The organism is Tardiphaga sp. 215_C5_N2_1 (assembly GCF_052076055.1).
GTDB classification, from domain to species: domain Bacteria; phylum Pseudomonadota; class Alphaproteobacteria; order Rhizobiales; family Xanthobacteraceae; genus Tardiphaga; species Tardiphaga robiniae.
Window position 1 is genome coordinate 659,342 of the sequence record NZ_CP197240.1, and the last position, 15,182, is coordinate 674,523.

The 15,182-nt window shown below is 60.0% G+C and carries 11 protein-coding genes; 6 read left to right on the top strand and 5 right to left on the bottom strand.

Going from position 1 to position 15,182, the window contains the following annotated elements; all coding sequences use genetic code 11:
* Nucleotides 1-3: 3 nt before the first annotated feature.
* Nucleotides 4-1,011 (bottom strand): NAD(+) synthase, encoded by a 1,008-nt coding sequence (gene nadE / locus AB7828_RS02910; RefSeq protein WP_184515767.1) that lies wholly within the window; start codon nucleotides 1,009-1,011, stop codon nucleotides 4-6.
* Nucleotides 1,008-2,147 carry a thioesterase domain-containing protein gene (locus tag AB7828_RS02915; protein WP_441229340.1) on the bottom strand — a complete coding sequence of 380 codons (1,140 nt, stop codon included), beginning with the start codon at nucleotides 2,145-2,147 and terminating at the stop codon, nucleotides 1,008-1,010. Before AB7828_RS02915 ends, nadE begins: the two co-directional genes overlap by 4 nt.
* Before the next feature lie 1,210 nt (nucleotides 2,148-3,357).
* Here AB7828_RS02915 and AB7828_RS02920 point away from each other — a divergent pair.
* The 3 genes from AB7828_RS02920 to AB7828_RS02930 all read left to right on the top strand — a co-directional run bounded on the left by AB7828_RS02920 (nucleotide 3,358) and on the right by AB7828_RS02930 (nucleotide 6,570).
* A complete protein-coding gene (locus AB7828_RS02920) occupies nucleotides 3,358-5,049 on the top strand; it encodes a methyl-accepting chemotaxis protein (protein WP_441229341.1) in 1,692 nt (563 codons plus the stop codon).
* A gap of 304 nt (nucleotides 5,050-5,353) precedes the next feature.
* Nucleotides 5,354-6,235, top strand: coding sequence for a CheR family methyltransferase (locus AB7828_RS02925; protein ID WP_441229342.1), 882 nt, complete (start codon nucleotides 5,354-5,356; stop codon nucleotides 6,233-6,235).
* An 8-nt stretch (nucleotides 6,236-6,243) separates the two neighbouring features.
* Nucleotides 6,244-6,570, top strand: coding sequence for a pilus assembly protein PilZ (locus AB7828_RS02930; RefSeq protein ID WP_068730616.1), 327 nt, complete (start codon nucleotides 6,244-6,246; stop codon nucleotides 6,568-6,570).
* On the opposite strand, the gene AB7828_RS02935 is transcribed toward AB7828_RS02930, so the two are convergent.
* Complete coding sequence (locus AB7828_RS02935) at nucleotides 6,546-6,743, bottom strand: response regulator (RefSeq protein WP_158596832.1); 198 nt, start codon at nucleotides 6,741-6,743, stop codon at nucleotides 6,546-6,548. The two genes, AB7828_RS02930 and AB7828_RS02935, sit on opposite strands and share 25 nt — an antisense overlap.
* A 188-nt stretch (nucleotides 6,744-6,931) precedes the next feature.
* Between AB7828_RS02935 and AB7828_RS02940 the strand changes: the two genes are divergently transcribed.
* Entirely contained in the window at nucleotides 6,932-7,657 is a 726-nt protein-coding gene (locus tag AB7828_RS02940; RefSeq protein WP_441229343.1) for a spermidine synthase, read from the top strand.
* Between the two features lie 12 nt (nucleotides 7,658-7,669).
* Here AB7828_RS02940 and AB7828_RS02945 read toward each other — a convergent pair whose 3' ends face one another.
* Both AB7828_RS02945 and AB7828_RS02950 read right to left on the bottom strand, forming a co-directional pair.
* Nucleotides 7,670-10,813 carry a multidrug efflux RND transporter permease subunit gene (locus AB7828_RS02945; RefSeq protein WP_231080913.1) on the bottom strand — a complete coding sequence of 1,048 codons (3,144 nt, stop codon included), beginning with the start codon at nucleotides 10,811-10,813 and terminating at the stop codon, nucleotides 7,670-7,672.
* Nucleotides 10,814-10,815: 2 nt separating this feature from the next.
* Nucleotides 10,816-11,982 (bottom strand): efflux RND transporter periplasmic adaptor subunit, encoded by a 1,167-nt coding sequence (locus tag AB7828_RS02950; protein WP_441229344.1) that lies wholly within the window; start codon nucleotides 11,980-11,982, stop codon nucleotides 10,816-10,818.
* Nucleotides 11,983-12,318: 336 nt separating this feature from the next.
* Here AB7828_RS02950 and AB7828_RS02955 point away from each other — a divergent pair, with 336 nt between their 5' ends.
* Both AB7828_RS02955 and AB7828_RS02960 read left to right on the top strand, forming a co-directional pair.
* Nucleotides 12,319-12,558, top strand: a complete 240-nt coding sequence (locus AB7828_RS02955; RefSeq protein ID WP_441229345.1) for a hypothetical protein — start codon at nucleotides 12,319-12,321, stop codon at nucleotides 12,556-12,558.
* A gap of 176 nt (nucleotides 12,559-12,734) precedes the next feature.
* Nucleotides 12,735-15,182 (top strand): TonB-dependent receptor, encoded by a 2,448-nt coding sequence (locus AB7828_RS02960; protein ID WP_441229346.1) that lies wholly within the window; start codon nucleotides 12,735-12,737, stop codon nucleotides 15,180-15,182.

Consider the following 15,182-nt stretch of genomic DNA (forward strand, 5'->3'; position numbering starts at 1 on the left):
AGGTTAGTCCTCGAACACTTGAGTGACGAGCAGGGGTCGTGCGTGGAGGTAGCGCGTGACACGACGCTTGGCGTCAATATCCCTGAATACCAAATCGACCTGGGCTGCTGTCAGTCCGATAGCCTCTGCGACTTCGTCTGACGGAATCCCGTGATTCACCGCGTAAAGGCACAGATCCATCTGGTGATAAGGCAGCGCAAAATAGAACTCCTCCTGGCTCTGCGGCATCGAGAACGTATCCGTGGTCGGTGGTCTGCGCTGGATCTCCTCCTCGACCTCGAGATATTCCGCGAGCTGATAGACCTGCGTCTTGTAGAGATGGGCGATCGGCATGACGTCAGCAATTCCGTCGCCCTGCTTGACGAAAAAGCCCAGGTCGTGCTCGAGACGGTTCGGTGTGCCGGCGACCGCGTATCGGAGGCGGTCGGCGTGGTAGTACTCCGTCATCTTGCGGACGCGCTGCTTGAAATTGGTCGCGGCGACGATCTGGAGATAGGCGTTTGACGAAAGACGAACGGTGCGGGTGCTGCCGTCGCGGCTCTGAACCGTGAGACGGGTGATATTCAATCCGTTGCTCGCGAAAACCGACGGTAGCACCAGCTTGCATTTCCAGCCGTCGTCATATTCGGGAACGACGGTTCGGATTGCCTCGACCTGCCGGCGATAGGCGCCGAGTCCCTCGAGGGCGGGCGATATGTCTTCCAACACAGTATCGATGCCAAGCTGCGCCGCCCAACTGCGGCCGAGCCTCAGCGAATCGTCCGAAGAATGGTGCTCGGGCATGAAGATGCCCAAGACCTTGTCGTTGCCGAATGCACGCACGCACAACGCCGCGACGACGGAGCTGTCGATGCCGCCGGAAAGACCAACGACGGCGCCGCGGCGCCCTAACACGCCCAAGACCTGTTGGCGTAGCGCCTGGACAATCCTCTCGACTTCGGCAGCGGGATCGAGCGCCAATACGTTGTTGCCAAACTCCCGCGCAGCCGGAATGTGCGCAGCAAGGGTCATGACAGCGCTTTCCGCTTGCAAAACTCGGCCGGCGTGTAGGTTTGCACGACCGCACTCTCGACCAAGGGGAGGTTGGTGGCGAGGTAGGGCTCGACGACGAGCTCGATATGCGTGCCTGCGACGGTGATCACGTCCAGGCTTGCGAGTGAGCAATCCCAGCCGAGCGATTGCGGCGCTCCATCTCGGTTGCAGCGAAACAGTGTAGCTCCGATCGGCAAAGACGGCCTGGGCGACGCCAGCCATTGGTAGAAAGCTCGCGACCGCAACACCTCTTGCAGCTCAAGCCTAATTCGGAAGCAGGTGGCGTTGAACTTCCCTCGCGCATAGCGATGAAGCATCCAGGTAAGGGGGGCCTCGCCACCGATTGCTGCCGTAACCTTTGCGAGCGCCCGGCAGGCTATCCGCGAAATGTTCACACGATTGGCGCGGAGCCGCCGCAACGTTCGGGCGAGCGTCTCCCGGTAATCGCGGCCCTCGTTGATAATCGCTGTATCGAGAATCCCCAGGAACTTGATGGACCGCCGTGCTTCCAGCAGCCGCGCCGCAACTTCGAATGCCACCACACCACCAAGGGAATGGCCGAGAAGGCGAACATGTCCGACGGGTTGGCTCCGGCGGATTTGCTCCACCGCGGCATCTGCCATAGAGGCGACCGTGTTGTTTCCGGCGAGGATGCTCCCCAGGTCGGGGTATTTGATCGGGACGACCCGGGCGATCTTGCCGAGCCCCGCTGCAAAAGCGGCCATGCTCGGACCGTAACCGAGGGACCCCGGCAACAGGAACAGGATGGGACGCAGATCGGCTTGCACGCCCACGGCTTTGGCGGTTGCCTTCCCGGACACAATCGCCTTGACCATCTCCGCGGCTGTCATATCGAGCGCGAAGTGTGCGACCGAGAGCTCCAGCCCGGTGGCGCTCTCTATTTCCTGAATGCACCGCTGCAGCCTTGATAAATCGTCGGCTTCCTCCGAGGTTCCAGGCATGTTGGGAGTGTTGAAACTCGTGGACTGGGCATCCCGCACGATTTGATAGATCGTCGGCTCGCGTCCCTGCGCCCATGAGGGCCGCAGCCTCTGGTTGACGAACGGGTCGGCCGGTCGTTCCACCACTTCTGGTTGGAGATAAGTCCGAGCCATAGGTCACCTGCCGAGCCTAAAGCTTGTTATCGCCGGGCACGGAAATTTCGACATCCTGCGTTTGAAGGACGTCGCCGACAGATGGGACAACGGTGTGCCATTATGTCGCGGTGGCGCTGCCGCTGAGCTTCATTGATTTCCGCGATCATCTCGGGTTGGCACGGCGGGATTGCTGCTCATTCTCACGAGCACGCGATGATCGAGGCGGCTTGGTTCCGTGTTGCTGGAAAGTAGCAAGCCAGGCGCTGCGCTGAACACCAGCTCGATATGAATGCCCAGCGCTGTGATGACGACTGGGTGCAGTATGTCGTCCGGAACATGTCCAGAAAGGTGCTTGAGGGCCGCACCATCACCATGACCGGCCCGCTCCAAGCTGAGGCGAAGGAACTCTCTGAAAGCTGCCGGGCGATCATCAGGAGCGCTGCAACGGAGTACTGCATAGTAAAAGTTGTGGAACGGAGCAAGACAACCGGACTTGAGTCGATGACTTCACTCCGCGGAGGTATCGATGTGAGAGCAACGAAACTACCAGCAGTCGATCTGTTGCTGTGCCGCCGTTGCGGGGGGGCACGCACTCTTATCAAGATTGTGGCGCAGCCTAGAGCCAGTCTGCCCGGCGATCGGAGGACCTTCCGGTGTCCCAGCTGCATGTCGTCCCAGACCTACCAAATCAACCGGCACGGGGCGCAGCTACTATCTTCGGATTGAGATGCAATTGGGCGGCTATAATCTGACGGGAAAATATCCGCTCCTGATTCTCCAGCCGGCACGCTCAGTCGTGTTCGCACGCCGCGTCGTCCCCACGTCGAGCGACGGATAAACTTCAGGTCGGTATGTCGGCGGCTGGAACCAAAAGTTGCGATTTTGATTCGCTACTTTGCCCGGAGGCCTTACGTCGTCGCCACACTACGCCAGCGCGCGCCCACAAGTAGTGAAATTGTAGCTATCAACCTCAGATGTTTTTCGCTAACTGGCTGATATTGCAGGCCATCGAAAAAGAGAGCTTCGGTTCATTTTTGTTCAGTCAGAATGTCGCACCTTTACCAACGGTTTACATAATACCTACAAATTGCAGGAACGGGACTTGATAACAAGAAAGTCGTCAAACCCCGTGTTCGTCGCTCTGCCATTGCACTTCTGCTGACTGCTTCATTTCCACGACACCCCGCACATTGCGGACCAACGGTCGAAAACCGAGGGACCCTTCGTCATGCTCGCCAGCCTGTCTATTCGCGCCAAGATCACCATTGTTCTTTCATTTTTGCTGCTTGCGATGACGGGTCTGGGCCTGGTCGCGGTTCGCAAGATGCAGGCGATCAACGCCAATGCGGTGGATATCCAGACCAGCTGGCTGCCAAGCGTGCGTTTCCTCGGCGATCTGCGCTCCGGCGTCATCACCTATCGCAACGTGATCCGTCAGCACATGCTGTCCGAGACGTTGGAGGAGAAGCTGGCCAATGAGAAAACGCTCGAGACGGTGGTGGCGAGCAACACCGCTATCCGCGCGAAGTATGAGAAGCTGATCACCTCGCCGGAAGAGCGCGCGCTCTACGAGGAATGGAGCAAGCTCTGGGACAGCTACAAGAAGGGCACGCTCGATGTGATGGATCTGTCGCGCAAGAGCGCCGGCAAGATGCCACAGGAAGCCAATGCGTTGAACACGAAGACCGTGAATCCGATCGGCCTGAAAGCTGACGAAGTCCTGAACAAGGACATCGAGCTCAATCTCAGGGGATCCGATACTGCCGGTGCAGACGCCCTCGCCAATTACGATGCTGCCTTCATGATGGTTGTCGCAATCCTCGTCGTCTCGGCGTTGCTCGGCATCGGCATCGGCATCTACCTCGTGCGGGACGTCTCCAGCGGCATCGCATCGATCGTCAAGCCGATGCAGGCGTTGGGCCAGGGCGATCTGACCGCGGTCGTGCCGCATCAGGGCATGAAGACCGAGATCGGCACGATGGGAGACGCGCTGCAGATCTTCAAGCAGGCGCTGATCGACAAGCGTACCGCGGACGAAGCAGCAGCAACTGATGCAGAAGCCAAGATCGAGCGCGGTCGCCGCGTCGATAGCATCACCCGCGAATTCGAAACGATGATCGGCGAGATCGTCGAGACGGTGTCGTCCGCTTCGACCGAACTGGAAGCCTCTGCCAGCACGTTGACCGCGACTGCCGAACGTTCGCAGGAGCTGACAACGACCGTGGCAGCCGCTTCGGAGGAAGCCTCGACCAATGTGCAGTCGGTTGCTTCGGCGACCGAGGAGATGGCCTCGTCGGTGAACGAAATCAGCCGCCAGGTGCAGGAATCGGCCAGCATCGCCAATCAGGCCGTCGATCAGGCACGCCTGACCAACGATCGCGTCAGCGCGCTTGCCAGTGCGGCCGCTCGCATCGGTGACGTCGTCGAGCTGATCAACAACATCGCCGGCCAGACCAATCTTCTGGCGCTCAACGCAACTATCGAAGCAGCGCGTGCCGGCGAGGCCGGTCGTGGCTTCGCGGTGGTGGCATCGGAAGTGAAGGCGCTGGCCGAGCAGACGGCGAAAGCCACCGGCGAGATCTCGACGCAGATCTCCGGCATCCAGGCGGCGACGCAGGAATCGGTTGGTGCGATCAAGGAGATCGGGGACACCATCGGCCGGATGTCCGAGATCGCTTCGACGATCGCCTCGGCGGTGGAAGAGCAGGGCGCTGCGACCCAGGAAATCTCCCGCAACGTCCAGCAGGCAGCGCAGGGTACCATGCAAGTCTCGTCGAACATCACCGACGTTCAGCGTGGCGCCAGCGAGACCGGCTCGGCATCCTCGCAGGTGCTCTCTGCAGCGCAGTCGCTGTCCTCGGACAGCACGCGTCTGAAGGTCGAGGTCAGCAAGTTCCTGAACGCCGTACGCGCAGCCTGACGCTTACAAATATCAAGTCCTCGAAGCCGGCGCGAATGCGCCGGCTTTTTTCATTGTCAATTGACGCCGCTTCCACCCATTCGCTTGGTGCGCTGTTCTGTTTGCGCAGGTTATGGGCTACCGCGTGCAACGGTTATGTGGTCGCGCTTCTCAACTTTGTGCCCGGCGCTGCGCAACGTCCTGCGGCGTCTTGGCGATCTCTTAGTCATTTGCTGCAATCGTGTATTACGCGCTTTTTGCACGCAGCGGCATACCGTCGTCGCTGCAAGTTATTTGGACCGGCGTTGCGTCTTAGAAAGAGACCATGACCCCTATCGATTATGAGTATTTGCAGAAGATCCTGAAAGATCGTTCCGGACTGGTGCTGTCGGCCGACAAGAAGTACTTGCTCGAAAGCAGATTGATGCCGCTGGCGCGCAAGGCCGGTGTCGCCGGGATCAGCGAACTCGTTCAGAAGATGAAAGCCGGTTCCGAGCCGATGATCTCGGATGTGGTCGAAGCCATGACCACCAACGAAACCTTTTTCTTTCGCGACAAGACACCGTTCGAGCATTTTCAGAACACGGTCATTCCCGACCTGATCAAGGCGCGCGCAGGCAAGCGCAGCCTGCGGATCTGGTGCGCGGCCGGCTCGACCGGGCAGGAGCCATATTCGCTCGCCATGATCATGAAGGAACTCGGCGCTACGCTATCGGGGTGGCGCGTCGAGATCGTGGCCACGGATCTCTCGCCCGAAGTGCTCGAAAAATCACGCACTGGCGTCTACACCCAGTTCGAGGTGCAGCGCGGCCTGCCGATCCAGTTGCTGGTGAAACACTTCAAGCAGACCGGGACGACGTGGCAGCTCAATGCCGACATCCGCGCGATGGTTCAGTTCAAGCAGTTCAACCTGCTGCAGGACTACGCGCATCTCGGCAAGTTCGACGTCATCTTCTGCCGCAACGTGCTGATCTATTTCGATCAGGCGACCAAGACCGAGATCTTCGGCAGGCTTGCCAAAGCCAGCGAAACTGACGGCTATCTGTTCCTGGGCGCAGCCGAGACCGTGGTCGGTCTCACCGACCGCTATCGGGTTTGCTCCAATCGTCGCGGTCTCTATCTGCCGGTGAGTGCGCAAGCGTCGCCATCGATCGTGCCCGACATGGGTGCCGGACTGAAGACGTCTCCCGCCAGTATGCGGGCGTAGGAGCGGTCATGGCAGAAGAAGTTGCAACCAACGGGCGCGTCATTTTCGGGCGTGGCTACAATGTCTGGATTATGGCCATCGACGGCACATGGCGGCGCAGTTGTGTGTTGAAGGCTGTGTCGAGTCATGATGCTGAGTTGATACTCGAGACCTCCATCGAGGGCCTCAATCTGAAAGAGTTCTTCCTGCTGCTGTCATCGACCGGACTCGCCTATCGCCGCTGCGAACTGGTCAAGGTGAACGGTGCACAGATCGATATTCGCTTCCTGAACACCAAAGGTAGCAAGAAGAAATCGCCGGCGAAGAGCGATCACGGCGATATGGCTGACGCCTGATCATGCGGCATCAAGATATCGATGATCATCACATCGAAGCTTGTATCTTCCAACACGAATAGACCGATCTCGCCACCATCGGCCGAGACGGTTTCGAAGCCCTCGCGTTCCAGTGTCAGCCTAATGGACATGGACACGAGTGGGTCGTCGTCGACGACCAGAATGCGTTTCATGGCGGCGCCCCCGCGCGCTGGAGTGAGCCTGCAGTCACTCTCCACGCAACACGCAACCATGACGCGACGAATCGCCGACGACGCCAAGTGTTTAGTCATTTCGCCGGAGGTGTCTGTCCAGATTTGCACACTTGGGGCATTTCGTTGTTGCCGCATCGCACGTGCCATGTACATGGTCGGATATGAGCATGATGTTCGAAGAACTGGATTATCGCCCGACGCCGATGGGTGTCCTGACCCTGCGACGTCGGCGGAAGCCGGGCACGGACATCGATATCTTTGAGATCAAGCTCGGCGACGAATTTCTGATGTCGAGCGCATTCACGGCTGCCGAGATCGCGCTGGCGGATATTGGCTTGGCATCACCAATCGGCAGCGGGCTGGATGTCGTCGTTGGGGGTCTCGGTCTGGGCTACACTGCGCAGGCAGTTCTCGCGCATGAGAAGGTCGGTTCGCTGGTCGTCATTGATGCACTGCCCGAAGTGATCGAATGGCATCAGGCCGGCCTGATCCCGATCGGCCGCGAATTGTCGGCGGACGGGCGCTGCCGTCTCGTCCATGGCGATTTCTTCAAGATGGCGACCTCGACGGGTGGTCATCTCGATCCCGACGAACCCGGTCGTCGCTTCGATGCGATACTGGTCGATATCGACCATGCGCCGGACAACCTGCTGCATCCGAGCCATGCCGTGCTCTATACGGCGGCCGGGCTGCAGCGTCTGTCGGAGCATCTCAAGCCCGGCGGCGTGTTTGCGCTGTGGTCGAACGACCCACCAGAAGCTGCATTCACGGCCGTGATGGAGAGTGTCTTTGGCGCCGTCACCGCGCATGTCGTGGCCTTCGACAATCTGAACGCAGACGAGGAAGTGTCCAACACCGTCTATGTCGGCACCAGGATCGAAGAAGCTGTATAGCGCGCCGTTGCGCTATTCGGCGGCCTGTTTCGCCAGCATCTGCTTGTCCGACCGGTTATCGTCGTCGCGCTTCGATCGTCCCCAGCTCGACATGATATTGGAAAGCTTGTCGAGATAGACATAGACCACTGGTGTCGTGAACAGCGTCAGCGCCTGGCTGACGATGAGGCCGCCGACCATCGCGTAGCCGAGTGGCTGGCGGATTTCCGAACCGGTGCCGGTGCCGAGCATCAACGGCACGCCGCCAAGCAGCGCCGCCATGGTCGTCATCATGATCGGGCGGAAACGCAGGATAGCGGCCTTGCGGATGGCTTCTTCCGGTTCAAGATGTTCGTCGCGCTCGGCAGCAATTGCGAAGTCCACCAGCATGATGCCGTTCTTCTTGACGATGCCGATCAACAGCACGATGCCGATCAGCGCGATCAGACTGAAATCGAAACCGAACGCCATCAGAATCGCCAGCGCACCGACGCCCGCCGAGGGCAGGGTGGACAGGATTGTCAGGGGGTGGATGTAGCTCTCATAGAGAATGCCGAGGATCAGATAGACCACAACCAGTGCTGCGAGGATCAGCAGTGGCACCGTCGATAGCGATTGCTGGAACGCCTGCGCCGTGCCCTGGAAGGTGCCGCGCAAGGTCGAAGGCGCGCCGATATCCTGCATGGCAGCCTGTACGGCATCGGTCGCCTGTCCGAGGGCAACGCCCTGCGCCAGATTGAAGCTGATGGTGATCGCCGGGAATTGGCCCTGATGGCTGATCGAAAGCGGCCGCACCGGCACCGTCGTCCATTTCGCAAAGGCCGACAGTGGCACCATGTCGCTTGTCGTCGGCGACTTGATATAGATCTTGTCGAGTGAGTCGAGCTTGCCCTGCATCTCGGGCAATATCTCGAGAATGACGTGATAGCTGTTCAACTGCGTGAAATACTGGGCGACCTGACGCTGGCCGAACGCGTCATACAGCGTGTCGTCGATCAGTTGCGGCTGGATGCCGTAGCGCGAAGCGTTGTCGCGATCGATGGTCAGCGTCAGCGTCGTGCCCTTGGTCTGCTGGTCGGTGGCGACGTCGCGTAGACCCGGCAGCGTCTGCATCTTGGCCAGAATCTTCGGCGCCCACTCGTTCAGTTCGGCCAGATTGGCGTCCTGCAGTGTGTATTCGAACTGGGTTCGGGTGGCGCGGCCACCGAGCCGGATATCCTGCGCCGCCTGCATGAACAGGCGTGCACCCTGAACCTTCTCCAGCTTCGGTCGCAGCCGTGTGATGATCTGTTGCGCATTGGCGGAACGTTCATCCCGCGGTTTCAAGGTAATGAACATGCGCCCGGTATTGAGCGCGCCGCCGCTGCCGCCAATCGACATGGCGACGCTGGCGACGTCGGGATCGGCCTGCACGATCTTGCCGAGTTCTTCCTGGTGGATCTTCATGTCGGCGAAGGAAATATCCTGCGACGCTTCGGAGGAAGCGGTGATCAGGCCGGTGTCCTGCTGCGGGAAGAAGCCCTTCGGGATAATCATGAACAGATAGACCGACAGGACGAGCGTGGCGAAGAACACCATCAGCGTCGTCAGGCGCCAGCGCAGCACGAGGTCGAGGCCGCGCTCATAGGCGCGCAGCAGAGCGTCAAAGGCGTTCTCGCTGAGCTGATAGAGCCGGCCATGCTTGGCGTGTTTCTCTTCGCGCAGGAAGCGCGACGCCATCATGGGCGTCAGCGTCAGCGACACCACCAGCGAGACGAAGATTGTCATGGTCAATGTGACTGCGAATTCGCGGAACAGGCGGCCGATAATGCCACCCATCAGCAGCAGCGGGATCAGCACCGCGACCAGCGAGACTGATATCGAGACGATGGTGAAGCCGATTTCACCAGCGCCTTTCAGCGCGGCAGCCATCGGTGTTTCGCCTTCCTCGATATATCTAGTGATGTTCTCCAGCATCACGATGGCGTCGTCGACCACGAAACCGACCGAGATGGTCAGCGCCATCAGCGACAGGTTGTCGAGCGTATAGCCGAACACCCACATCAGCGCGCAGGCGCCGAGCAATGCGAGCGGTACGGTCACGCTGGGAATGACGGTGGCCCAGACGCTGCGCAGGAAGACGAAGATCACCATTACGACGAGGGCGATGGTCAGCAGCAGGGTGAACTGGACATCCTGCACGGCGGCGCGGATGGTCTGCGTGCGATCGCTGAGGACCTCGATCTTCACGGTCGGCGGGATCGCGGCCACCAGACGCGGCAGCTCGGCCTTGATCTTGTCGACAGTGTCGATGACGTTGGCGCCGGGCTGCTTGAAGATCACCAGAAACACGCCGCGCTTGCCATTAGCCCAAGCCGCCTGCTTGGCGTCTTCCGGGCCTGTCACCGCCGTGCCGATATCCCTGACCCGCAGCGGACCACCATTGCGATAGGCGATGATGACGTCGTTCCAGTCTTTCGACTCCGGCAACTGGTCGTTGGCGTAGATCGTGTAACTGCGGGTCGCGCCGTCGATATTGCCTTTCGGGCTGTCGACAGTGGTGATCGCGATCTGGCTGCGGATGTCTTCGAGCTGCAGCCCCTTGGCCACCAGCTTGGCAGGATCAATCTGGATGCGGATCGCCGGCTTTTGCTGGCCGCCGATCGTAACCTGGGCGACACCGGAGATCTGGCTGATCTGCTGCGCCAGTTGCGCATCGACACTGTCGCTGACCGTCGTAATGGGCAGCGTGTCCGATGTCGCCGACAGCAGCATGATCGGCGAGTCGGCCGGGTTGACCTTGCGATAGGTGGGCGGACTCGGAAGCGTCTTCGGCAATTGTCCGCCAGCGGCATTGATCGCAGCTTGCACGTCATTGGCAGCGCCGTCGATCGAGCGGTTGAGATCGAACTGGATCGTGACTGCCGATGTGCCAAGCGAACTCGTGGAGGTCATCTGCGCTACGCCGGGGATCTGCGCGAGCTGTCGCTCCAGCGGCTGCGCCACCGAGGATGCCATGGTCTCGGGACTGGCGCCGGGCAGAGTGGCGGCTACCTGGATGGTCGGGAAGTCGACCTGCGGCAAAGGCGCGACGGGAAGCTGGGGATAGGAGACCAGGCCGACGAACAGGATGCCGGCCATCAGCAATGATGTTGCGATCGGATAGCGAATGAACGGTGCTGAAATTCCTCCGTTCATGGCTATTCGCCTTTCGCCGGAGTGGCTGCGGATGTTGCGACTGACGTCGCTACCAGCGCGCCCGGCTGCACTTTATATTGCCCGGCGACGATAACGCGCTCGCCGGCGCTCAGCCCGTCCTCGACCACCGTGCGGCCATCGATGGAACGGCCGACCTTGATTTTCTTCAGCTCGGCTTTGTTGTCGGCCCCGACCGCAAAGGCATAGAGCCCGTCGGCCCCATGTTGAACGGCATCGTCGGGAATGATGGTCGCATCCTTCAGGGTGGTCACCAGCAGCCGCGTCGAGACTGAGAGGCCGGGCCACAGCACGTGGTCCTTGTTATCGAACACCGCCTTCAGCCTGATCGTGCCGCTGGTCGTATCCACCTGATTGTTGATGACCGCGAGCGTGCCTTCCGAGAGCGTCCGCTTTCCGTCGGTGGTCAGCGCGATCACCTTGAGCGGATGTTCCGCGAGCGACTGGCTGATGTCGATGAGGTTCTGTTCAGGCGCGGTGAAGATTACGGCGATCGGCTCGATCTGCGCGATAGTGACGATGCCGGTCTGGGTCGCAGCATTGACGATGTTGCCTTGGTCGACCTGACGAAAGCCGACGCGGCCGGAGATCGGAGCCTTGATCGTGGTGTAAGCGAGTTGGGTCTGTGCATTCGAGATCGCGGCATCGTCGGCAGCGATCTGCGCGCTCAACTGCTGCACGGTGGAGCGTTGTGTGTCTGTCTGTTGCCGTGTCGCGAATTCGCCGAGTTTGGTGAAGCGCTGCAAATCCAGATTGGCATTGGCGAGATTGGCTTCGTCCTGCGCCTTCTTGGCCTTGGCCTGATCGAGCGCTGCCTGGAACGGGCGCGGATCGATCTGTGCGAGCAGGTCACCCTCCTTGACGATCTGCCCTTCGGTGAAAGCGATCGTGTCGATCTGACCATCGACGCGGGTCCGCACGACGACAGTATTAAAACCCTGCACGGTGCCTAAACCGCCGAGATAAACGGGGAAATCAGCTTTTTCGACAGATGCGATTTTCACCGGGACGGGGGCAGGGCCGCGCGGTTTGTCGGCATTCGCCTGCTGTGCTCCGGTAGCTCCGTAATGCTGCCATGCGATAGTTCCGCCGGCCGCAAGCAGCGTCAGAGCGATCAGTCCAGTCCATCGAAAACGGATAAGCGTTGTCATGGTGATCTCATCAATCTCTTGGCAGCCACTGACGCAGACATGAGCGTCCAATGCGCGCCCGCGTGGGCGGCTCCTGATCAGCTAGGTGTCGACTCAAATGCTGTAAACACACGACCGCTTGAACGCGTGCTTCATTGCCAAATCTTCATGTTCACTATGATTTACGCGTGATTTCTCGCATCGTTCCAACAGGACACTGCGCCTCGTTTTATGCGGCGTCTTGGACAATCCACCGGCGCAGTGAGAAGCGCCTGGTGTTGTAACTGCGCGTCGTATCCGTCATAGGCTCGTCGAAGCCGACATAGCGGCTTGCACGTGTAATCTCCGGAGCGGCACATGGACGAGTTGAATGGGCGGATGATCGCCTGTCAGATTTTGATTACCGGATTGATCGCGCGGGTCGCGAATGACTCGCCGGATCCGCTGCGCTTCCTGACCGACTATCGGGACGAGATCAAAGCCGTCGTGCGTGGCATCAACATCGCCGGCATGAAGAATACGGATCGGGTAAGGCAGTCTGCGCTGCAGACCGTCGACGAGATGTTCTCGCTGATGAAGCCGCCGAGCAGCGAATAGGGTGGCCGTTTCATATTACCTCCCGGTAGCTGCCGCGACCAATCTAGACATATTCAAACATAAGAAGCCTGCAATCTCGCCCAATTGCGTTGACCACCCGTTCTCCTGCCGACTACGTCCATGGGACAAATTATCGCACTTGATGCGTCCTAGCGTCGCAGTTTTGGGGGAATTCGATGGGTACGGCGAAAATGCCGCGGTCTTTGCGTGCTGTTTCTGAGGTTCGTGTCGGCGAGGGCGCCGATCCCCATTCTGGCCGCAAAGTAACTGCGGTTGCGGGTCTTATCGCGGTTGCGTCGTTCAGCGGTGCCGAAGCGCAGCAATCCACCCTTCCGCCGGTCACAGTGGATGCCCCGGTTGCCCGGCCCCGGCCGGCGGCATCGAAGCCAACTCCGGACCAGATTCGCGCGCGCACCGCGCTCCGCCGCGCCGCCCGCCGGGCTCAACCGGTGCCGGTCGCGCCGGTGCCGTTTCCGAATGCCGGCGGACTAGCCGCTGATCCTTATGCCGATCCCTCCGCGCCCTATAAAGGTGATCGGCTTGCGGGCGGCAAATTCACCGAGAAGCTGCTGGATACGCCGCGTACCGTCACGGTACTCACCCGGGAAGTTCTCGAGGACAAAAATGCGACGTCGCTGCGCGATGCCGTCCGTTCGACGGCCGGCGTGACGCTTGGAACCGGTGAGGGCGGCAACGCTTTCGGCGATCGCTTCTTCATCCGCGGCTTCGATGCCCGCAATGACGTGTTCGTCGATGGTATCCGCGACCCGGCCGTCAGCATTCGTGAAAACTTCTTCACCGAACAGGTCGAGATCCTGCGCGGTCCGGCATCGTCCTTCGCCGGACGCGGCACTGCCGGCGGTGCGATCAACATTGTCACCAAACAGGCGGGCGACAAGAATTTCACCAATATCGATACCGCCTTCGGCACCGATGCCACCAAGCGCGTGACCATTGACGCCAATCAGGTACTGAGCCCGACGGTGTCGGTGCGCGCCGGCGGCCTGTTCCAGGACGCCAATGTTGCTGGCCGCAACACCACGACTGACGATCGCTGGGGAGGCTTCGCGGCCATCAAGTGGACGCCGGTCGATGCCGTGAAGGTCACGGCCAACTACATCCACACCGACCTCAATTCGATCCCGGATTTCGGTATTCCATGGGACCGCGCGGCCAACAAGCCATCAACGGAAACCGGCATCGCGAACCGCAACAACTACTATGGCTTCGCCAATCGCGACTTCCAGCATGCCCGTCAGGATATCGGCTCGCTGAACACCGAAGTCGCGCTGACGCCGGATGTCACCTTCAGCAACAAGATGCGGCTGGAACGTTCGACCCTGGCCTATGTCGGCACTTTGCCGGAAGCGCCCCGCGCCGGCATTCCCAACTATGTCGCTGACCCAGCCGGCGGCTACGGCCTGGTTCAGCTCAACGCCGTCAGCCGCTACCAGACCACGGACACGATCGCTAACCAGTCAGACTTGAAGTTCAAGTTCGACACCGGTCCGATCAGGCACACGACCATCGTCGGTGCGGAGATCTCGCGTGAGAAGGTCGATATCGACACCTTTACGGGCCTGACGACGGAGTCACTGCCGGGTGGCAGCACGAGCATCGGCTCGGTGATCGTTCCGATCAATAATCCGTATCTGACCTATTCGGCTTTTGCGCAGCCCACGCGTGCCAATAATCCAACGGTCATCAAGGTCGATACCAATGCGGGCTACGCCATCAACACGGCGAACTACAACGACCTCGTCTATCTGAACACCGGCATCCGCTATGATGACTACAGCGTCAGCGCAGGCAAGCCGTTTGCGACCACCACCACGTTCCCGCAAAAGGCAGATAGCGGAAATGTAAACTGGAATGTGGGCCTGACGTTGAAGCCGCTACCCTATGGCAGCGTCTATGCGGCCTATGCCACGTCGACCAACCCGGTCGGTGCGGAACTGGACGGCACCGACGCACGCTATGGCGGCTTCAACCTCACGGGCGCCTATAATCAGGTATTCGCGCCGGAAAAGAACAAGTCGGCGGAAGTCGGTACCAAGTGGGAACTGTTCGATCGCCATTTGTTGCTGACAGGCGCCCTGTTCGAGACCACCAAGAGCAATGCCCGTGAGCAACTGACCGTTGCCGGTACCACGCAGGTCGTGGCTGGCGCGTCATACAGAATCCGCGGCATCGATCTCGGCGTCGCCGGCAAGATTACCGATCGCTGGAGCGTCTTCGGCGGTCTGGTTCTGATGGAATCCAAGGTGTTGAACTCGGCAACGCCTGCTTTCATCGGGCGCGATCTCGCCAACATCGCGCATCAATCGTTCAACCTGATGACCAAGTATAAGTTTGACTATGGCTGGGAGCTGGGCGGGCAGGCGACCTATCAGTCGCAGCGCACCGGTGGCATTCTGTACACGACCACCACGACGGTCCTGCCGGAATTCTGGCGCTTCGACATGTTCGTCGAGAAGAAGATCGACCAGAACATCACGCTCAAGCTGTTCGTCAACAACCTGACCAACAAGCTTTACTATGACGGCTTCTACAACAGCGCTGCACCATTCGTACTGGTGGCGCCAGGGCGGTCGGGAACACTTGTTCTCAGTGGGAAGTTCTAG